Source organism: Acidiphilium multivorum AIU301 (assembly GCF_000202835.1).
Lineage (GTDB): Bacteria > Pseudomonadota > Alphaproteobacteria > Acetobacterales > Acetobacteraceae > Acidiphilium > Acidiphilium multivorum.
This window is the reverse complement of record NC_015186.1, coordinates 206,632-226,038: the sequence shown is the minus strand read 5'-3', so window position 1 is coordinate 226,038 and position 19,407 is coordinate 206,632. Positions and strand designations below refer to the sequence as shown.

Annotated in this window: 16 protein-coding genes; 1 reads left to right on the top strand and 15 read right to left on the bottom strand. The window is 67.7% G+C overall.

Translation table 11 applies throughout. The annotated features are described in order from the left end of the window. Positions 1-42: 42 nt before the first annotated feature. A complete protein-coding gene (gene eno, locus ACMV_RS00920; protein WP_013639232.1) occupies positions 43-1,320 on the top strand; it encodes a phosphopyruvate hydratase in 1,278 nt (425 codons plus the stop codon). A gap of 112 nt (positions 1,321-1,432) precedes the next feature. Here the strand turns inward: eno and ACMV_RS00915 are convergent, their stop codons facing one another. From ACMV_RS00915 to ACMV_RS00845, 15 genes are all read right to left on the bottom strand, one after another. Beyond that, positions 1,433-5,392: a translocation/assembly module TamB domain-containing protein gene (locus ACMV_RS00915; protein ID WP_013639231.1), complete on the bottom strand. Its 3,960-nt coding sequence runs from the start codon at positions 5,390-5,392 to the stop codon at positions 1,433-1,435. Next, a complete protein-coding gene (locus tag ACMV_RS00910) occupies positions 5,392-7,284 on the bottom strand; it encodes an autotransporter assembly complex protein TamA (RefSeq protein ID WP_231844456.1) in 1,893 nt (630 codons plus the stop codon). The genes ACMV_RS00915 and ACMV_RS00910 overlap by 1 nt, the downstream gene beginning before the upstream one ends. A 108-nt stretch (positions 7,285-7,392) precedes the next feature. Then, the gene (locus tag ACMV_RS00905) at positions 7,393-8,367 is read right to left on the bottom strand and encodes an RluA family pseudouridine synthase (protein ID WP_007423036.1); all 975 of its coding nucleotides are present in this window, start codon (positions 8,365-8,367) and stop codon (positions 7,393-7,395) included. Beyond that, positions 8,364-9,698: a replication-associated recombination protein A gene (locus ACMV_RS00900; protein ID WP_011941321.1), complete on the bottom strand. Its 1,335-nt coding sequence runs from the start codon at positions 9,696-9,698 to the stop codon at positions 8,364-8,366. The genes ACMV_RS00905 and ACMV_RS00900 overlap by 4 nt, the downstream gene beginning before the upstream one ends. Positions 9,699-9,712: 14 nt before the next feature. Next, positions 9,713-10,525 (bottom strand): DUF2272 domain-containing protein, encoded by an 813-nt coding sequence (locus ACMV_RS00895; protein WP_013639229.1) that lies wholly within the window; start codon positions 10,523-10,525, stop codon positions 9,713-9,715. Next, complete coding sequence (mtnA, locus tag ACMV_RS00890) at positions 10,522-11,625, bottom strand: S-methyl-5-thioribose-1-phosphate isomerase (protein ID WP_007423039.1); 1,104 nt, start codon at positions 11,623-11,625, stop codon at positions 10,522-10,524. The genes ACMV_RS00895 and mtnA overlap by 4 nt, the downstream gene beginning before the upstream one ends. A gap of 123 nt (positions 11,626-11,748) precedes the next feature. After that, positions 11,749-12,237, bottom strand: coding sequence for a UPF0262 family protein (locus tag ACMV_RS00885; protein ID WP_007423040.1), 489 nt, complete (start codon positions 12,235-12,237; stop codon positions 11,749-11,751). Then, a complete protein-coding gene (locus ACMV_RS00880; protein WP_231295403.1) occupies positions 12,230-12,682 on the bottom strand; it encodes a DUF983 domain-containing protein in 453 nt (150 codons plus the stop codon). Before ACMV_RS00880 ends, ACMV_RS00885 begins: the two co-directional genes overlap by 8 nt. 447 nt (positions 12,683-13,129) lie before the next feature. Then, the gene (locus tag ACMV_RS21745) at positions 13,130-13,858 is read right to left on the bottom strand and encodes a hypothetical protein (protein ID WP_050807180.1); all 729 of its coding nucleotides are present in this window, start codon (positions 13,856-13,858) and stop codon (positions 13,130-13,132) included. A 164-nt stretch (positions 13,859-14,022) separates the two neighbouring features. After that, positions 14,023-14,850: a cell envelope integrity EipB family protein gene (locus tag ACMV_RS00870; protein ID WP_011941317.1), complete on the bottom strand. Its 828-nt coding sequence runs from the start codon at positions 14,848-14,850 to the stop codon at positions 14,023-14,025. Then, on the bottom strand, positions 14,847-17,033 hold the full coding sequence (uvrB, locus tag ACMV_RS00865) for an excinuclease ABC subunit UvrB (protein WP_011941316.1): 2,187 nt from the start codon (positions 17,031-17,033) through the stop codon (positions 14,847-14,849). The genes ACMV_RS00870 and uvrB overlap by 4 nt, the downstream gene beginning before the upstream one ends. 28 nt (positions 17,034-17,061) lie before the next feature. After that, positions 17,062-17,535 carry a phasin family protein gene (locus ACMV_RS00860; RefSeq protein WP_007423045.1) on the bottom strand — a complete coding sequence of 158 codons (474 nt, stop codon included), beginning with the start codon at positions 17,533-17,535 and terminating at the stop codon, positions 17,062-17,064. A gap of 83 nt (positions 17,536-17,618) precedes the next feature. Then, the gene (locus tag ACMV_RS00855) at positions 17,619-18,272 is read right to left on the bottom strand and encodes a hypothetical protein (protein ID WP_013639227.1); all 654 of its coding nucleotides are present in this window, start codon (positions 18,270-18,272) and stop codon (positions 17,619-17,621) included. A 69-nt stretch (positions 18,273-18,341) separates the two neighbouring features. Beyond that, a complete protein-coding gene (locus ACMV_RS00850; protein WP_007423047.1) occupies positions 18,342-18,890 on the bottom strand; it encodes a demethoxyubiquinone hydroxylase family protein in 549 nt (182 codons plus the stop codon). Further along, positions 18,887-19,363, bottom strand: coding sequence for a disulfide bond formation protein B (locus ACMV_RS00845; protein ID WP_041665175.1), 477 nt, complete (start codon positions 19,361-19,363; stop codon positions 18,887-18,889). The genes ACMV_RS00850 and ACMV_RS00845 overlap by 4 nt, the downstream gene beginning before the upstream one ends. Positions 19,364-19,407 lie beyond the last annotated feature (44 nt).

Sequence of the window (19,407 nt, the reverse complement as noted above, 5' to 3'; positions counted from 1 at the left end):
CTTGCGCGTATGCCCCGGTTGCACTGCAAAAGGGGAGATCAGATGAGCGCCATCGCCGATATCACCGCACGGGAAATTCTCGACAGCCGCGGCAATCCGACCGTCGAGGTCGATGTCATCCTGGATTCGGGCGCGATGGGACGCGCCGCTGTGCCCTCCGGTGCCTCGACCGGGGCGCATGAGGCCGTCGAGTTGCGCGATGGTGAGCCGGCGCGGTTCGGCGGCAAGGGCGTGCAACGCGCGGTCGAGGCGGTCGAGGGCGAGATCTTCGATGCGATCGGCGGGATGGATGCCAGCGAGCAGGTCGCAATCGACGAGACAATGATCGATCTCGACGGGACGCCCAACAAGTCCCGCCTTGGGGCGAATGCGATTCTCGGCGTTTCGCTCGCCGTCGCCAAGGCGGCGGCGGACGAGATCGGGCTGCCGCTCTACCGCTATCTCGGCGGGGTCTATGCCCGCACCCTGCCGGTGCCGATGATGAACATCATCAATGGCGGCAAGCACGCGGACAACCCGATCGACATCCAGGAATTCATGATCCAGCCGGTGGGGGCCGCGAGCATCGCCGAGGCGGTGCGGATGGGCTCGGAAGTGTTCCAGGCGCTGAAGAAGATCCTGCACGATGCCGGGCACAACACCAATGTCGGTGATGAGGGCGGGTTCGCGCCTGGGCTGAAATCGGCCGAGGAGGCGCTGGGCTTCATGACGCGCGCCGTCGAGGCTGCTGGATACCGGGCCGGCGAGGACATTGCCTTCGCGCTCGATTGCGCGGCGACCGAATTCTACAAGGACGGCAGGTATCACCTTGAGGGCGAGGGCAAGGTGCTCGATGCCGGGGGGATGACCGACTATATCGCGGCACTGGCGAAGAGCTTTCCGATCATCTCGGTCGAGGATCCGCTTTCAGAGGATGACTGGGAGGGCTGGGCGCATTTCACAAGCACACTCGGCGGCGCCATGCAGGTGGTGGGCGACGATCTGTTCGTCACCAACCCGACACGGCTGCGGCGCGGGATCGCGGCGAAGTCGGCCAATTCGATCCTGATCAAGGTGAACCAGATCGGCACGCTGAGCGAGACGCTGGAAGCGGTGGAACTGGCGCAGCGGGCGGGGATGACGGCGGTGATCAGCCATCGTTCGGGCGAGACCGAGGATGCGACGATCGCCGATATCGCGGTGGCGACCAATGCCGGGCAGATCAAGACCGGGTCGCTGGCGCGGTCGGACCGGGTGGCGAAGTATAACCAGCTGATCCGCATCGAGGCGGAACTCGACATCGCGGGTCGCTTCGCCGGGCGGACCATTCTGCGCGGCTAAAGTATCATCCGATCAGATGGAATCATCTGATCGGATAAAGATGCTCAATTTATCAATTGGATGGAGCACTTTCCGATCCCGGAGGATCGGGAAGTGCTCTGGGCGCACCCGTTCAGTAATCGAACTGATAGGTCAGGCCGACCGATTCGCCGGGGCCGGTGGTGCCGCCGGTGCCGCTGTTCGACTGCACTTCGGTTTTCAGTTTCAGGCCCTTGTAGAGATTGATCTCGACTTTCGCGCCGGTGCCGCCGCCGGTCGCGGATTGCTGGGCACCGACATAGACGCCGGGGGCGACGTAACGGCCGGCATTGATCGTCGGCGCGCTGGTGCCGCCGCCGATCGAAAGCTGGTCGAGCCCAAGCGCACTGCGCAGTCCGCCCACCACATCCGGCCCGCCGCCGCCGATTCCTGCGAGTTCGGCCAGCGAGGCTGCGAGCGAAGCCGCCTGCAGCGCCGAGAGATTCTGCGTGCTGGAACCGTAGAGCAGATGCGCCAGCACCTCGTCCGATGGCAGCGAGGGTGAGCTGGAGAGGGTGATCTTCGGCGCGCTCGCCTCGCCGGTGAGCGCCAGGGTTGAGACGGTGCCGTCCGAGGCGGTGCCGCTCACCTCGAGGTCGATCACCGGCATCATGCCGTTGCCATTGAACCGGACGGTGCCACGGCTGAGGTTCAGCGTCTGGCCACCGAGATTGAAATAGCCGCGGATCAGGTGGAAGCCGCCCGTCGGCTGGGGCGAGGCGAGCGTGCCGCCGACATGCAGCCGCCCGCCGAGATTGGCGAACAGGCCCTTGCCGCGCACGAACACCTCGTTGCGGGCATCGACCGTGAGGTCGAGCGCCACGGGGGGCGCGGGCGCGGTGGGAGGCGGAGGGCGTGCGCCCTTGCGCCGGATATCGAGCTTGACCACCGAGGGCGGCAGGCCTTGCGGGATCTGAATATTCGCCGTCTCGATCGCGATGGTGCCGGCGAGCCTGGTGCCGGTGTCGATGTCGCCGGTGAGGCTGAGCGCGCCGCCGAGGCGCTCGGTCAGGATGTCGCTCGCGATCGGACTCGCGTGATGGAAGGCGATCCGCAGATCGACCGGCATCGGCTTCGCGAGGCCGAACGTGCCGGAACCGTCGATCGTGCCGACTCCGGCCTTGGCCGAGAGACGGTCGAGCCGGATGGTGCGGCCAGCAGCGGTGATCGTGGCGTCGATCGCCGACAGGTCGAGCCCGCTGGCAATGTTCTGCACCCGGCCGCCGGCAAGGGTGAGCGTGCCGGCGGCGCCTGGCGCGGCTAGCGTGCCGGTGACCCGGAGATCGGGTGTCAGGATGCCACCGACCACGGTGCCGCCGGCGGCGGTAAGCGGGTCGACCAGGCGGAGATCAGTACGGCCGTTCAGGGCGAGGTCGATCTTCCCCGCCGCCGAGAGCGGCGCAGTGCCAGCGAGTGTGAGGTCGGCCCGGTTGCCGAGGGCAAGGCGCGCGGTGCCGCGGACGCTCTGGCCGAGCAGGGTTTCATGGGCGGTGAGATCAGCCGGCGGCAGCGACGAGGCCGGGCCGGTGAGCAGGCGCATGGACTTCGCCGCAAGATCGACCGTGCCCCGCGGCGCGCGCGGCGTGCCGGTGAGACGGGCGCGGGCGGTGATGATGCCGGAGGCAGCGAGTTTCGGATCGGCCGCATGGAGCAAAGAGGCCGAGAGATTGTCGAGCCGGAACGACAGGTCCATCGGGCCAGTGAGCGCGAGCGGGGCGGTGCCGTCAAGGCTGAGGCGGGCGGAGCCGAGGGTTGCGGCAATGGTGCCGCGCAGGGCGTGGCCGCGCAGGGTCTCGCGGGCGGCGAGGGTTGCGCGCGGCAGCTTCGCGCCGGGGCCGGTGGCGAGGCCGAGCCCCCTGCCCTGCAGCGCGATCGTGCCGGTGGGGGCGGCGAGCGTGCCGGTGAGATGGGCGGTGGCGTCGAGCAGGCCGGTGGCGGCGAGTTTCGGATCGGCGGCGCGGGCGATGCCGGCGGGGAGGTTGGTGATTTTCGCGGCGAGGTCGAGCGACGGGCGGATCGTGCCGTCAGCGGTGATCCGCGCCGCACCGCCGAGGCCGCCCAGGGCCAAGGCGAGATGGCGGATCGAGGTGGTCGTACCGGCGCTGATGGTGGCCGGGCCAAGCAGGCGAGCGGTGACGCCGCGGGCGGCGGCGTCGAGTTTCGCTAGGCGGATGGTGCGGGTCTTGCCATCGAGCATGGCACCGAGATCGAGCTGCGCTGGCTTGCCGGCGAGGCGCGCGAAGCGGCCCGCGGCGGTGACGGCGAGCGCGGTCTCGCTGCCCTTGGCGGTGAGGGTGAGGTTGCCGGCTGCCGCCTTGGTATCGACGCCGGTGAGGGTCGCGGTGGCGTCGATCGCGGGGGTCTGGGCAAGATGGTCGATCGTTGCGTCGATCCGCGCGGCGCGGAGCGAGGCGGTCCTGCCGTCGGTCAGGTGGCTGGCGGTGAGCGCGATGGCAGCGGGCTGGCCGGATTTGTGGGTGAAATCGGCGGTGAACGCGCCGGCGAGCTTCATGTGCAGCAGCGGGGCGAGATCGGCGAGACGGGCCATGGCGAGGTGCATCGCGCCGTCCGGCAGCATCGCGCCCGGGGCGCGGGTGATGCGCCCCTGCCCGCGCAGCGATTTCCAGGACAGGGTCTTCAGGTCAAGATCGACCGCGCCGGCGGCGCTGCGGGCGAAGGCGGCGCTGAGCGAGAGCGGGGAATCGTAGAGCGAGCCAGTGCCCGTGAGGTTTCCCTGCGGCGCGCCGGGCAAATGGGTGGCGTCGATGGTGACATGGAACGGGCCGGATTTCACGCCCTTCGCGGTCACGAGACCGTCGACCGTACCGTGCAGGGCGAGATTGTCGGTCGGGCCGTCGATGGCGAGGTTTTCGGTGACGTGGCCGGCGAGTTGCGGATCGACCAGACCAATATCAGGCTGGATGAGCGTGCCCTTGAGGGCGACATGCAACCTTGTTGCGGTGCCGGCGAGTTTCACCTTCAGGGCGGCCATGTCGAGCGTCAGGCTGTGGATGGTGGTTTTGCCGCCGGCAAGGGTGAAATCGCCCGCGAGCATGGCGCGTTTGCCGACCAGGACGGGGACCGGTTTCGTCGCCTTCGTGATCTCGACCGTGTCGTCGAAGTGAAGTGTCGTGGCGCCGCGCTGATGCTTCGCGACGACGTGCAGGACGGTGCGGCCGCCGAGCGTCTGCTTGCCGAGGGCGGCATAGGGCGCGAGTTCGGGAATGGTGATGGTGAGATCGCCGCCGGGGGCGGTTTGCGAGAGGTCGACCGTGCCGGTGCCGCGCGCCTTGAGGTCGCCGAGGGCGCTGGCGAACCGGAGGGCGGCATGGTCGCGCGGACCGGCGATGGTCAGCGAGAGATCGACCGGCTTCTTCGCGAGATCGGGCTGGCTGGCGATGCCGGCGAAGGCGGCGATGGGGCCGCCAGGCGGTTCGTGGACGGTGAGATGCGCGTTCACCCTGTTGGCATCGAGGGTCGCGGCGAGGCGGTAGGTGCCGGGGCCGGCAAGTGAGGTGGCGTCAATCTCGGCGGCGATGGTCTCAAGCGACTTCGCCCGGGCGTGGCCCGTGATCTTCAGCGCCAGCGCGTGGCCGAGCACGGGTTTCGCGATGGCAAGGCGGCCGATTTCAAGATGGCCAAGAACCAGCGCGACTTTCGGGATGCCGCTCGCGGCGGATGGTTTCGGCTTCGGTTTCGCGGCCGCGGGGACCGGCTGGCGCAGGATGTCGATGCGCTTCGCGGTGAGGTCGCTGATGTCGATCATGCGGTGCAGGAGCGAAAATGGCGACCAGCGAAGGACGGCATCGTCGATCACGAGATACCGGCCTTTGCGGTCAGCGATCGCGATGCGCCGTGCCGCGATATATTTCGGGAAATGGCCGGCGAGGCCGGTGATCCTGACCGTGCCGCCGGAGAGCGCGTTGATTTCGTGCGTGGCGAAGTTGCGGCCGGCGCCGGTGTTCAGCGCGATGTCGAGCGCGAGGACGGCAAGGACCGGCAGGGCGATCAGGATGGCGACGATCCACAGGATGACTTTGAAGACCCGGCGCATCAGAAGGCCTGTCCGAGACCGATATAGACGGCGAAGGAGGAACTGCCGGGTGCGCGGTTGAGCGGGACGCCGACATCGACGCGCAGCGGGCCGATGCCGGTGTAGTAGAGCAGGCCGAGACCGGCACCGACGCGCAGCGTGCCGGTGAAGGGTGTGCCGTTGGCCGAGACCTGGCCGGCATCGATGAAGGGGGCGACGCCGAAATGCTTGCCGATGCGCTGACGGAATTCGGTCTCCAGTGCGTCGATCGCGGTGCCGCCCTCGGGAATGCCATCGGGGAAGAGCGGGCCGACGGTCTGGTAGGTGAAGCCGCGCACGGTGCCGGTGCCGCCGGCGTAGAAGCGCTGGTCGGGCGGAATCTGGAATTGCGAGGCGCCGAAGATGCGGCCGAGCACGCCGTGCAGCGCCAGCACGCCGCGGCCGGGAGCTTCGAGATTGATGTAGGTGCTGCCAGTAAGTTCGGTGATGACGAAGGGTTTTGCGCCGGCACCGAGGGCGAGCGTTGGGGTGACGTGCAGTGCGAGCTTCACACCGTGTGTGGGATTGAGGAGCGAATTCGCCGTGTTGTAGGACAGGGTCACGGGAAGCTGGAGCAGGCGGTAGGTACGGCTGACTCCCTGCTGGTTCACCTTCTCGAAAACGAAGCCGGCGCCGTAGTCGAGCGTCAGATGCGGGGCGAGCGGATGGGCGATGGCGGCGCTGCCAAGAAAGGCGGTGCGGCTGTAGGCGGGCAGGTATTGTTTCAGCGCCTCGATCGTGGCGACGAGCGACTGGCCGGGCCGGATGAAATCGGGCACGCGGTAGGTCGCCTTCGCATCGTAGCCAGGGGCGACGACGTAAGTATGCTTGCCGAAAGTCGCTGTCTGGCTGCGGCCGCTGCCGGCGATGCCGGTGGCGCCGAGTGACAAGGTGAGGCTCTGCGCCTCGCCGAACAGGTCGCGGTCGGTCCAGGAGACATTGGCATCGATGCCGAGATCGGAGGAATAGGAAGCCCCGAGGGCGACGGTGTGGCGCTTGCGCTCGCGCACCGTGAAGGTGACCGGCACCTGGCCGGCGGGACGCGGCGCGGCGGCCGTGCTGGCGGTGACGGAGGAAAACACGCCGAGGCCGAGCAACTGGTCGCGCGAGGCGTCCAGCGCCTTCTGGCTGTAGCGCTGGCCAGGCTTGAGCGCGATGTGCCGCGCCATGAAGCGGCCGTTCATCCGTTGCATGCCGGTGAAGGTGATGCTGCCGACATCGACGCGCGGACCCATCGAGACCGGATAGGTGACAGAAAGCGTGTGCGTCGCGTCATCGGCCTCGGCCACGGGCGGGGAGACCTTCGCGAAGGCGTAACCAAGATTGCGCAGCCTCGTTTCCAGCCGGACGGCAGCGCCGACGAGGGGGGCTGCGGTGGCGGGTTCGCCCGGACTCACGCCGAGTGCGGCGGCGGCGGCGGGATCGGCGAGGCCGGGCGTGCTGACCGCGCCGACATGGTAGAGCGGGCCTTTCGCGATCGCCACGCGGACGCGCGCGGGCGGGCTGGCCGGCGCCTTGCGCAGCAGGTCGGGCAGGGCGGGATCGGACAGGGTATGGCCGTCGATCGTGATGGTCACCTTGCCGGAATCGTAGCCCTCGCTTTCCAGCACAGTGAGGAAAGTCTTGCGGTCGGCACGGGCACGGGCGATCAGCGCGAAGGGACCGACCTCGAGCTTGCGGCGCAGGGTTTCGAGGCTCGAGCTCTGGCGGATCAGCTTGTCGAGCGGCGCGTCGCCGGTGGGGACGAAGGTCACGTCGTAGGGTTGCGGATCGGCGGCGCGGACGGTGGGCACGGGGACCAGCGCGCCGGCGGCGACGGCAAGCCCCATGACATGCACAAAACCGGGCGGAATACGCGGAAAGCCGCGCTTCACGCTGCGAAATCGTCGCTCCTCCATCATTTCAGGAGATAGGGGCATGTGCATGGATGCGCCATGCCGCCAAAGGAACGACGAGACTCACGATCTCGTGATATCTCTCCGTCAGCCGCGCCGGGCCGGGGTGGCGTGCGGCGCGGTGAACCCGAGTGTCGCGAAGGTGGTTTTCATGTGCGCCGGCAGTTCCGCCTCGACGCTAAGCCGGCCGCCGCGCGGATGCGGCAGGACCAGGCGGCGGGCGTGCAGATGCAGCTGGCGGGGGAACCCCTCGGCGAAGGCGAGGTGCTCGCCATAGGGGGCATCGCCGAGGATCGGCGTGCCGATTGCGGCGCAATGGGCGCGCAACTGGTGGGTGCGGCCGGTGAGCGGATGCAGTTCGAGCCAGGAGAATTTCCGCCCGGCATGGTCGAGGGTGCGGTAGTCGGTGATTGCTTTCGCGGCATCCTCGTCGTCGCGGTCGGCGGGGCGGGTGCGCGCGCCCTGCGCGCCGCCGATGCGGGCGAGCGGCAGGTCGATCTGGCCTTCCATCGGGATCGGCAGGCCGACGACGATGGCCCAATAGGTCTTTTCCATGTCGCGGCCGCGGAAGGCCGCGGCGAGGCGGTTGGCGGCGAAGGCGTTGCGGGCGAGGACGAGCACGCCGGACGTGTCGCGGTCGAGCCGGTGGACGAGGCGGGGGCGTTCGGCGGCGTCGAAGCGGAGCGCGTCGAGCATGCCGTCGAGATGCCTGGCGATACCCTTGCCGCCCTGGGTGGCGAGGCCGGCGGGCTTGTCGATCACCAGCACGTCGGCATCGCGGTGCAGGATGCGGGCGTTCAGCTCCTTGACGTCCCATTCATTGGCCACGACCGTCTGGCGCGGTTTCGGCGCCGGGGTTTCGGGCACCGGCGGAATCCGCACCGCCTGGCCGGCGGCGAGATGGGTCGAGGCCTCGGCGCGCTTGCCGTCCACCCTCACCTGCCCGGTCCGGCAGAATTTCTGGATCGCCCCCTGGGTGAGGCCTGGATGCAGGCTACGAAGAAAGCGGTCGAGCCGCATGTCGGCCTGGTCGGGCCCAACGGTGACGATGCGGACGCTCATTCGCGGTCCTCCCTGAGTTTGGCCCAGTGCAGCAGGCGGCGCTTGATCTCCTGTTCGGCGCCGCGTCCGGCGGGGCGGTAGAAGGTTTCGCGGCTCATGCCGTCGGGGAAATAGGTCTGGCCGGAAAAGGCCTCTTCGCTGTCGTGGTCGTATTCGTAGCCGGCGCCGTAGCCGAGGTTTTTCATGAGCTTCGTGGGAGCGTTGAGGATATGGGCGGGCGGCATCAGGCTGCCGGTGGCCTGGGCGGCGCGGCGGGCGGCGCCGAAGGCACGGTAGGCGGCGTTCGATTTCGGAGCCGTCGCGAGGTAGAGCACGAGCTGGGCGATGGCAAGATCGCCCTCCGGGCTGCCGAGCCGCTCATAGGCCTCCCAGGCGGCGATGGCCTGGGTGAGCGCACCCGGATCGGCGAGGCCGATATCCTCGACGGCGAAGCGGGTCAGGCGGCGGGCGATGTAGCGCGGGTCCTCGCCGCCGGCGAGCATGCGGGCATACCAGTAGAGCGCGGCGTCGGGGTCGGAGCCGCGCATCGATTTGTGCAGGGCGGAAATGAGGTTGTAGTGCTCCTCGCGGTCGCGATCGTAGAGGGCGGCGCGGCGGGCGATGATGGTGGCGAGTGCCGCTTCGTCGAGCGGTGCCGACGGATTCGCGGCGAAGAGCTGCTCGGCCATGTTGAGGATGGCGCGGCCATCGCCATCCGCCATCGCACGGAGTGCCGCGCGGGCGGCATCGGTGAGGGCGAGCTTGCGCGCCGTCACGGCTTCGGCCCGGCGCAGCAGCTGTTCCAGCGCATCGTCGTCGAGGCGGCGGAGGACGAGGACCTGGCAGCGGGAGAGCAGCGCGCCGTTCAGCTCGAAGGACGGGTTTTCGGTGGTCGCGCCGACAAGCGTGATGGTGCCCTCTTCGACCACGGGCAGGAACCCGTCCTGCTGGGCGCGGTTGAAGCGGTGGATCTCGTCGACGAAGAGCAGCGTGCGCGCGCCGGTGCGGCGGCGGCGGGCGGCCTCCTCGAAGACGCGCTTGAGATCGGCGACACCGGAGAACACGGCGGAGATCTGGACGAAGACGAGGCCGGCGCGGTCGGCCAGCAGGCGGGCGATGGTCGTCTTGCCGACGCCGGGCGGGCCCCAGAGGATGAGCGAGGCGAGGCTGCCGCGTTCGAGCATGCGGGTGAGCGTGCCGTCCGGCCCGACGAGATGCGGCTGGCCGATCACCTCGGCGAGTTCGTGCGGGCGCAGGCGCTCGGCCAGCGGCACCGCGCCGCGCGGGGCGGATGTCTGCGCGGTCGCGGCCTCGCCGAAAAGATCGCCGTCGGGGGATGGGGTGCGGGCCATCGCGCCTCTATAGTTCAATCGCGCCGGTACAGCACGCGCAGCACGACGAACCAGTCATACCGCGGATCGACGATCGTGCCGTCGCGGTGCAGGAGGGTGCCGCTCGCGGTGAGCGGGACATGGGTAAGTGCCACCGTGTTGTCGACATTGCCGCCGATGACGGAAAGTTCCGACGGTGTGGCGGCGACGACGATGGCGCAATGTGCGGGAAAATATCCGCTGGTGGGAAGATCGGCATAAGTGATGTGGGCAGCGCTGGCGCGGCCGGCGCAGATGAGGTCACCGGGCGCGGGCGCGTGGGTTTCGGGATTTTCGGCGAGGAGTTCGGGATGTTTCGCGCCGTCATGGGCGGCACACCAGGCGGCGTCGATATAACGTGCATGGTCCGCCGCGTAGGGGAAGCGCGGGCCGGCACCGGCCATGCGCATGACATAGGAGATGAAGGCGGCGGACCAGGCGTAGCTTCCGTTCACCGCGCGGGGAAAGACGCGCCCCGCCGCGTCGTGCTTGCCGGTCCAGCGATCTTCGGGATGGCCAGCGTTCATGCCGATCCACCAGTAGAGCCCGACTTCCTGCCAGCCGGCATTGTCGCGCTCCTGCAGCGCGGGGGGCGATAACACGGGTTCGTCATCGGCGGGGCCGTCGATGACGGGGCTGCCCCAGTAGCGCCATTCGCCTTCGGCGATGCGGATGGCGGCACCGCGGGAGAACGCGGCATAGGGCTTGTTGGCGAAGGGCGGCGCGTGCGCGTCCGGCCGCGCCGCACAACCCGCCAGCGCGGCGAGGATCGCGACGAGACCGAGACGGCGAAGCGCCGCCGTGCTCACGCCGCCGTCTGCAGCGCCTGGTCGGGGAACATCGCGGCCAGTGCCCGCTCGTTCGCCGCACAGATGCCGCGCTCGGTGATGAGGCCGGAGACGAGGCGCGCGGGGGTAACGTCGAAGGCGGGGTTGGCGGCAGTGCTGTCCTTGGGGACGATGCGGACCGTCAGCATCGAACCGTCGAGCGCGCGGCCGGTGATGGTGGTGACCTCTGCCGGGGCGCGTTCCTCGATCGGGATCGAGCCGAGCCCATCGGCGATCGTCCAGTCGATCGTCGAGGAGGGCAGCGCCACGTAGAATGGCACGCCATTGTCGCGCGCGGCGAGCGCCTTCAGGTAGGTGCCGATCTTGTTGGCGACATCGCCGGCGCGGGTGACACGGTCGGTGCCGACGATGACCATGTCGACCTCGCCGCGCTGCATGAAATGGCCGCCGGCATTGTCGACGATCACCGTGTGCGGCACGCCATGCTTGCCGAGTTCCCAGGCGGTGAGCGAGAAACCCTGGTTGCGCGGGCGGGTTTCATCGACGAGGACGTGAACATCGATGCCGGCGTCGTGCGCCATGTAGATCGGCGCGAGCGCGGTGCCCCAGTCGACCGTCGCGATCCAGCCGGCATTGCAATGGGTGAGAATGTTGACGCGGCGGCGGCCCTGCGCGCGGGCGCGGATGAGGCCGAGACCGTGCTCGCCGATGGCGCGGTTGGTCGCCACATCCTCGTCGCAGATCGCGGCGGCCTCGGCATAAGCGGCATCGGCGCGCTCGGCGGGCGGATGCGCGGAGAGCGCGCGCTGCATCCGCATCAGCGCCCAGCGGAGATTGATCGCGGTCGGCCGCGTCGCGGCGAGCATGGGCACGACCGTCTCCAGCGCTTCGTCCGACGGATCGGCGCGCATGGCCAGTGCGACGCCATAGGCGGCGGTGGCGCCGATCAGCGGGGCGCCGCGCACGAGCATCGCGCTGATCGCATGCGCGATCTGCTCGGGCGTGGTCAGCCGGGGAATCTCGATGGCCCAAGGAAGCTTGGTCTGGTCGATGATCCGGACCGACCAGCGGTCGGCGTCGTCGACCCAGATCGAACGATAGGGCGTGCCGTCGATTTTCATCTCTCACCTCGAGTCTGCTTCTGCCGATCTGGCGCGAGGCGGGTTGCCGCGTCAATCGCCATGCACGCATGACGCGCTCATGCACGATGATTCCGCGCGCTTACGCGCGATGGTTTGGCGCGCTTACGCGCGACGATGCAGCGCACAGATGAGGGTGAAGAGGCGGCGGGCGGTGTCGAAATCGAGCAGCACCTTGCCGTCGAGCCGCGCCATCACGAGTTCGGCGCCCTCGTTGTGCAGGCCGCGACGGCCCATGTCGATCGCCTGGATGCGTGCCTCGCGGCCTTCAGCGACCGCGGTCGCGTAGCTGTCGAGCAGCATCTGGTAGTCGCGGATCATCGAGCGGAATGGGCCGGGTGCGAGGACGAGGGTTTGCAACGTTTCATCGGCCTCGTCGCGCACGTCGAAGACGAGGCGGCCATCCTGCACGGAAAGGTGAAGGATCGTGACGGCGTCGGGATGTGTGCCGAGGGCGAAACGGTTGTCAGCGGCTAGATCGGCGATCGCCTGGTTGCGGTCGGCCTCCTGCATCGGCGAGAGCGCGCCGCCGATATCCTCGTCGAGCACGACGCGACGCAGGCGGCCGCGGATTTCCGCCGCGCCGTCAGCCATTGCCCGGCGTCGCCCGGATTGCTGCAGGACGCAGGAGATTGACCTTGAGCATGATCGCAAGCGTCGCTCCCTTCACTGGCCGCAACAGCAGAAGAAGAAGAGCGAGCGCGAGCGGCACGAAGATGACGAGCGACTCCACCCAACTCATGCCGCCATCCTCGTCTGCCAGCACCATCGACAGGATCACGATGTGCAGGGCGATGACAAGCGTAAGATAGATTGGCGCGTCGTCGCACGGCACCCGGCCGAGCGGCGCGGCGCAGATCGGGCATTCGCGACGGACCCTGAGATATCCTTCAAAAGCGGAAACCTTGCCGCATGACGGGCAACGCATGCGGATGCCGCGACCGATGGCCGTGCGCCACCCCGGCATGGCAACCGCAGATCTCGTCCGCTGACGCGATGCGATCCAGTTGATCTCGGTGTCTTCGACCACGGCCGGCATTCCCACGGCAAGGTCTGGAACCATCTCCAGACGGCTGCATGATCGGACTGATCCGGCCGCGGCGCAAGTGTTTCGCGCAGTTGGTCCGACAGACGTGGCGCGCGCACGGAACCGGCACGATAATGCGCTCGACAGTCAAGGCGGATGCACGAAACGTGTTGCGCGGATGACGACAGAAAAAAAAATCGGTCAGTCTATGGAATTCGCGATGCTTTTTGTTGACATTTCACATTCATACGGTGGATAGCGGAAATTGCGTGCGCCGCGCGATTCGCGTCGCAATTCTGTCAATAGCCGATCGGTCAAATCGAGTATCGCACGCGAAAGGGAAGGACGGTCGCTGGCAGCGAACCAGCGAAGCCAGGCCTCGAAGCGAAGGACAGACTGCCGGCAGAATGATGAAGACCACGATGGCGTCAGTTGAGCTAACAACATATGGAGATCCTATCAAAGCTCCATCCCTGTCACAGCGCATGCTGTGGCATCGTGTTTTCCGGTTTTCGTTTCCATTTCGCATCCGGTCGATCGCGTCCCCTGTAACCCCGAGCGAAGGAGTAATCTCGTGACCAGACAAACCGAAGACCGCGCACAGGCCCTGGCCGTGCGCGCCAGCACAAAGACGGCCAAACCGAAGGCTGCTGCCAAGCCGGCGGCAAAAGCTGTGGCAGCGAAGCCTGCGGCGAAGGCAAAGCCGAAGGCGGTGCCTGCAAAAATGACGACAGTAAAGGCCGTCGCAAAGAAGCCGACGGCGACCAAGGCTGCCGCCAAGCCGCCCGCGAAGGCCGCGAAGCCGGCAGCGAAGACTGCCGCGCCGAAGGCCGCCGCAAAGCCGGCCACGAAAACAGCGACTGCGAAGGCTGCGCCGAAGAAGGCGGCCGCCGCCAAGGCCGCACCTGCCAAGACTCCGGCCAAGACCGCCGCGAAGGCAGCGCCGAAGAAGGCCGCCACCGCCAAGGCCGCGGCAAAGCCTGCAGCGAAGGCAACCGCCGTGAAGGCTGCACCGAAGAAGGCCTCCGCTGCGAAGTCCACTACGGCTGCCGCGCCGAAGGCGAAGCGGACCGCGGCAACGACCCGCAAGACAGCAAACGGGAAGCCGACCAGCGCCGCGCGGCCGACACCGACCCGCCGCACCGCGAAGCCTGTTGTCGCCAAGACGCCGGCACGGCGCACCCGCAAGAGCGCCGAACCGGCACCTGCGCCAGTGCCGACGGCGACGGAGGGTGGCGAGGGCAGCAACTGACGCCCTCGCTGGTCTTCAACCACGAAAGCACGGGTTCGCCCAAACGAGACCGCCGGCCAGGAACACTGACCGGCGGTTCGGCATTTACGGGTTCGCTGTCTCAGCCTTTCGGCGTTGGCGCCGACGGGACGGCTTTGCCGGACGGACAGGTATCCTTCAGGATGGTCAGCGCGGTCAGCTTGCCGTCCATCACAAAATTACCGAAATCGAGCCGCACGTCACGCGAGACGCCGTTGGTGAAATAGCGCATCTGCGTGCGGAAATCCGGTTCGTCATCTTTTTCGGTGCGCGGCCAGAAGCCGATATCGACGAGGGTCGAGGGCAGTTTTGACAGATGCGCGAAGCGGTCGTGATGCGCCGCCTGCCGCTCGAGAATGGCGACGAAGGTATGCTCGGCGCCATGGGTCGAGGTGCCATCGAACAGCGGCGGATCGATATAGGGCTTTCCGGCTTCGGCGGCCTCAAGGATCGCCCTGGTGTGGGCCATCGGGAACAGCGTGCCGGGCGGAAGCTTTTCGGTGCGGCCTTTCGGGACGAGATAGGTAACCTCCCCGCCTTTCGGCCCCATCACCGCAGTACCCTGATCCTGCACCTCCATCTTCTTGCCGTCGCCCTGGCGGAGCAGAAAGGTGAAGCGGTGGCCGTTCTTCGCTTCCCAGGTATCGTAGTCGCTGGTGGTGCGGCTCAGGGTGCCATCCTGGTTGCGGATCAGCAACGTCATCTTCTGGGTGACGGTATAGGCGTCGCAGGTATTGCGCACGTCGAATTCGAGGCGGCCGGTGGCGCCGGTGACGGAATGGCCGCGCACTTTCGAAAGGGCGAGCGTGTAGGTGGCATTCTGCCCGACAAGGTGGATCGGCGAGGCAGCGGCCGCAACGGCGGGGAGTGCCAGGGCGGCAAGCAGGGCTGCCGTGAGGACGGGTTTCATGGGCCGCGCTTCCGGCGGCCGCCGCGCCGCTTGTCGGGGTCGTATCCACCGCCGCCGGGGCCGAGCGGTTCGGGCGTGCGGTTGCGAGGCCTGCGCTGCGGTGACGAACTCGGTGCAGGCGGCGGCGTCAGCCCGAGTTCGAGCGCCTCGAGCCGCTTGATTTCGTCGCGCAGCCGCGCGGCTTCCTCGAATTCCAGATCGGCCGCGGCGTTACGCATGCGTTTCTCCAGTTCTGCGATGGTCGACTTCAGATCCTTGCCGACGAATTCGGTAGCGCCGCTGTCGCGGATCGGCGCGACGGTGACGTAATCCTGTTCATACACCGAATGCATGATCTCGCCGATCTGCTTTTTCACGCTTTGCGGCGTGATGCCGTGCGCCTCGTTCCACGCGGTCTGCTTGGCGCGGCGGCGCTCGGTTTCGTCGATCGCGTATTTGAGGCTGCGGGTCATCGTGTCGGCATAAAGGATGACCCGGCCATCGACATTGCGGGCGGCGCGGCCGATCGTCTGCACCAGCGAGGTCGCGGAGCGGAGGAAGCCCTCCTTGTCGGCATCGAGAATGGCGACGAGCATGCATTCGGGAATGTCGAGCCCCTCGCGCAGCAGGTTGATGCCGACCAGAACGTCATAGGCGCCGAGCCGGAGATCGCGGATGATCTCGATGCGTTCGAGCGTGTCGACATCCGAATGCAGGTAGCGCACGCGAACACCGTTTTCGGTGAGGTATTCGGTGAGGTCCTCGGCCATGCGCTTGGTGAGCGTGGTCACCAGCACGCGGCCGCCGGCCTGCGAGGTGGCGCGGCATTCGGCGAGAAGATCGTCCACCTGATGCTCGACGGGGCGGACATCGATGACGGGATCGACCAGGCCGGTCGGGCGGATAACCTGCTCGGCGAAGACGCCGCCTGTGCGCTCCATCTCCCACGGCCCAGGCGTGGCGGAGACGAACACGGTCTGCGGCCGGAAGCTCTCCCATTCCTCGAATTTCAGCGGCCGGTTGTCGATGCAGGAGGGCAGGCGGAAGCCGAATTCGGAGAGGATCGACTTGCGCGCGAAGTCACCCTTGAACATGCCGCCGATCTGCGGAACGGTGACATGGCTCTCATCGACGATGAGCAGCGCGTTATCGGGCAGGTATTCGAACAGGGTGGGCGGCGGATCGCCCGGATTGCGGCCGGAGAGATAGCGCGAATAGTTTTCGATTCCCTTGCAGGAACCTGTGGTTTCCATCATCTCGATGTCGAAGGTGGTGCGCTGCTGCAGCCGCTCGGCCTCGAGCAGCTTGCCAGTTTCGGTGAATTCGTGCAGCCGCTGCTGGAGTTCTACCTTGATCTTGCCAATCGCCTGGGTGAGTGTCGGGCGCGGGGTGACGTAGTGGCTGTTGGCGTAGATCGCGATGGCCGGCAGGTCGGTCACCTTCTCGCCGGTCAGCGGGTCGAATTCGGCGATGCTCTCGATCTCGTCGCCGAACAGGGTGACACGCCAGGCGCGGTCCTCGTACTGGCTCGGGAAGATGTCCACCGTTTCACCGCGCAGGCGGAAGGTGCCGCGCTGAAAAGCGGCGTCGTTGCGGCGGTATTGTAGTTCGACCAGCGCCTTGGCGAGACGGTCGCGGTCGATCGAGCCGCCGACTTCGAGGCGGACGACCATCTGGCTGTAGGTCTCGACCGAGCCGATGCCGTAGATGCAGGAGACGGAGGCAACGATGATGACATCGCCGCGCTCGAGCAGCGCCTGGGTGGCGGCGTGGCGCATGCGGTCGATCGCCTCGTTGATCTGCGCGTCCTTCTCTATGTAGGTGTCGGTGCGCGGGACATAGGCTTCGGGCTGGTAGTAATCGTAGTAGGAGACGAAGTATTCCACCGCGTTTTCCGGGAAGAACGACTTCATCTCGGCATAGAGCTGGGCGGCAAGGGTCTTGTTGGGGGCGAGGATCAGCGCCGGGCGCTGCACCTGCTCGATCACCTTCGCCATCGTGAAGGTCTTGCCAGAGCCGGTGACGCCGAGCAGGACCTGGTCGCGCTCGCCCTGCCGCACGCCGCGGACGAGATCGGCGATCGCGCCCGGCTGGTCGCCGGAGGGTTCGTATTCGGAGACGACGCGGAGCGGCTTGTGCATCGGCCGCGCCCCCTGGCGTTCGGGAATGAACGGGAGGCGGGGCGCGGCGATCGTGGCGGTCATGCGGGACGGGTCAGGCGGAGCGGAGCGGTCACGATTTCTTCTTGGGTTCGACGAGATGTTTCATCTCGTCCATCGCCTCGGAGAAGCGCTTGTTGAGGGTTTCCACTGCGTCGTGGCTGGAGCGCTGGATGAGGTCGCCAAGGTCGCGCATGTTGGCCACCGCGCTCTCATAGGCGTGCTTGAGCAGTTCGGCCTGTTGCGCCGCACGGTCCTGCGGGGTGGAAACGGAGGACAGGTTGCGGAGTTGTTCGGAGAGGTCGGCCATGGTTTTCTGCATGATCTCCATGTGCCGGCGCGCTACCGCCTGGGCCCCCTCGAGGGCGACGCGGTTGGCCTCCGACAGCGCCTCGAGATTGCGGCGATAGGCGGCGAGCACAACCTCCGCATCCGCCATCGCAGGGACCTTGATGGAACTGAACGCCTTGGTGAAGTCGAAATCCGGCATGAAGGCCGACATCGGGTTATGCTCGGCGCCATGCTTGGATTTGGGGGATTCGGCCATGGAATGACTCCTCTCATGGGGCTGTGGGGCAGTACTTTCTACCCCGCGCAAGTCTAGACCCGGCACTGTGAAATCGCGAGGGGCTATGCGTTGTCCGCCGCTTCGTCAGAAAGGTCAGGGTCGGGGGTGAACGGCGCGTCGCCGGCGGGATCGGCTGCCACCGGCGCGCGGGGGAGCCCAGCGAATTGCAGGGCGGCCTGCTCGGCACGCATCAGCGCGACATCGAGCGCGGCCATGGTGGCGGACAGGTCCTCGGACTCGTCGCGCAGCCAGGCGCGTAGCGTCCAGGCCCAGACGGCGAGCAGGCCGCGCTTGCGGATGGCGCCGCGCAAGCCGGCGGAGGAAATGCCCGCGCCTTCCAGCATCCAGCCCATCGCGGCGAGATTGGCGCGGGTGAGCCAGCAGGCGAGCAGCGGGTCCGTGGGGGCGTGGCGCATCAGGGCGATCACGCCGGCGCGATGCTGCTGAAGAAAGTCGATCCGGCGCATGATGAGATCGAACAATCGGTCGCGCACCGCTCCATCCGTCGCGGCCCCGTGAAGGGCGTGCATGTCGGCAAGGCGGCCGAAGCGGGCGAGGATCATGCCGGAGCAGGCGAAGCTGCGGCGGGCGCGGTCGAGATCCAGCCCGCCATGACGCGCGGCGGCGGCGACGGAGACGCGGCGCCACCCCTGTGCGGCGCCCAGCTCGAAGGCCGCCCTGACGAGATCCTGCTCGAAGCGTTCCGTGCTGCTCATGCATCGAGATGTAGGACGGCCGGGCGCCGCTGCCAACCGCCTTGCCCTTTCGTTGGGGCGCGCGGCTGCTCAGATCCGTTCGCTGATCGCGATGGCAGCGCGGCAGCCGGCGCGGATGGTGCCCGAGAGCAAACGGTAGAACGGCGCCTGCTCGGCCTCGTTGGCAAGGCCGATATCGCGGTGTTCCAGCTCCTCCTGGCGGAAGGTCTCGATCGTCGCGGAAAGCTCGGGCTCCGCATCGCCCAGGCGGTCGCGCTGGGCGGCGTAATGCGCATCGATGGTTTCCTCGACGGCGACGGTGCAGGCCATGGCAGCGCGCGGGCCCATCGCCGCGGTGGCGGCGCCGAGGGCGAAGCCGGCGATGCGCCAAAGCGGCAGCAGCGCCGTCGGGCGCACCCGGCGCTCGCCGATCAGGCGCGAGAACGTATCGAGATGGACCTGCTCCTGCGCCTTCATGTGGCGCAACGTGTCGCCGTGGCGCCCGCGGCCGAGCACGGCGAGCTGGCCGGCATAGATCTGCTTGGCACCGAACTCGCCGGCATGGTCAACCCGGATCATGCGGGCGATTTCCGCGCGCGGCGGACGATCGCCGGGGAGATAGTCGATGTCTTTGCTCATGCGTTGCTCCGTCTATCGCGGAAGATATGCGCACTTGCCGCCAGCGCCACCACCAGCGACCAGATCAGGTCCATCGTCGCGAAGGAGATCGGCAGGCCGGGGATGAGGAAGACCGGCGCGTCGCACGAGGCGGAAGGGCGGAGCGGCAGGTTGGCGCCGAAGGAGGGCGGCGGCGCGTTGCATTCCGGCAGCGGGCTCTTCCACCAGTGCTGCTCGGCGCCGACATGGACGAAGGCGATCGCCACGTTGACGAAGAGCGCCAGCGCGGCGAGGCCGATCAGCACTCGTGCCGGCAGGCGCGGCAGGATCGCCGCGAGAATGCCGAGGGCGGCGGCGATGCGCCAGGGCCAGCGCTCGATATAGCAGAGCGGGCATGGGATCATCCGCAGCACGTCCTGGGCGAAATAGGCGGTGCCGAGGGCGGCAAAAGCGGCAAGGGCGAGAAAGAGACCGTAACGCCGGTGCGATGTCATGCTGCGGATATGCCGGAGCGGTTGGCGGCGCGCAATGCGGCGGG

Coding starts and splice junctions, on each gene's coding strand:
- ACMV_RS00900 (WP_011941321.1), bottom strand. CDS start 9,698: ATGGCCCGCACCCCATCCCCCGACGGCGATCTTTTCGGCGAGGCCGCG.
- eno (WP_013639232.1), top strand. CDS start 43: ATGAGCGCCATCGCCGATATCACCGCACGGGAAATTCTCGACAGCCGC.
- uvrB (WP_011941316.1), bottom strand. CDS start 17,033: ATGACCGCCACGATCGCCGCGCCCCGCCTCCCGTTCATTCCCGAACGC.
- ACMV_RS00905 (WP_007423036.1), bottom strand. CDS start 8,367: ATGAGCGTCCGCATCGTCACCGTTGGGCCCGACCAGGCCGACATGCGG.
- mtnA (WP_007423039.1), bottom strand. CDS start 11,625: ATGAAAATCGACGGCACGCCCTATCGTTCGATCTGGGTCGACGACGCC.
- ACMV_RS00870 (WP_011941317.1), bottom strand. CDS start 14,850: ATGAAACCCGTCCTCACGGCAGCCCTGCTTGCCGCCCTGGCACTCCCC.
- ACMV_RS00885 (WP_007423040.1), bottom strand. CDS start 12,237: ATGGCTGACGGCGCGGCGGAAATCCGCGGCCGCCTGCGTCGCGTCGTG.
- ACMV_RS00850 (WP_007423047.1), bottom strand. CDS start 18,890: ATGAGCAAAGACATCGACTATCTCCCCGGCGATCGTCCGCCGCGCGCG.
- ACMV_RS00845 (WP_041665175.1), bottom strand. CDS start 19,363: ATGACATCGCACCGGCGTTACGGTCTCTTTCTCGCCCTTGCCGCTTTT.
- ACMV_RS00880 (WP_231295403.1), bottom strand. CDS start 12,682: ATGCCGGCCGTGGTCGAAGACACCGAGATCAACTGGATCGCATCGCGT.
- ACMV_RS00855 (WP_013639227.1), bottom strand. CDS start 18,272: ATGAGCAGCACGGAACGCTTCGAGCAGGATCTCGTCAGGGCGGCCTTC.
- ACMV_RS00915 (WP_013639231.1), bottom strand. CDS start 5,392: ATGCGCCGGGTCTTCAAAGTCATCCTGTGGATCGTCGCCATCCTGATC.
- ACMV_RS00860 (WP_007423045.1), bottom strand. CDS start 17,535: ATGGCCGAATCCCCCAAATCCAAGCATGGCGCCGAGCATAACCCGATG.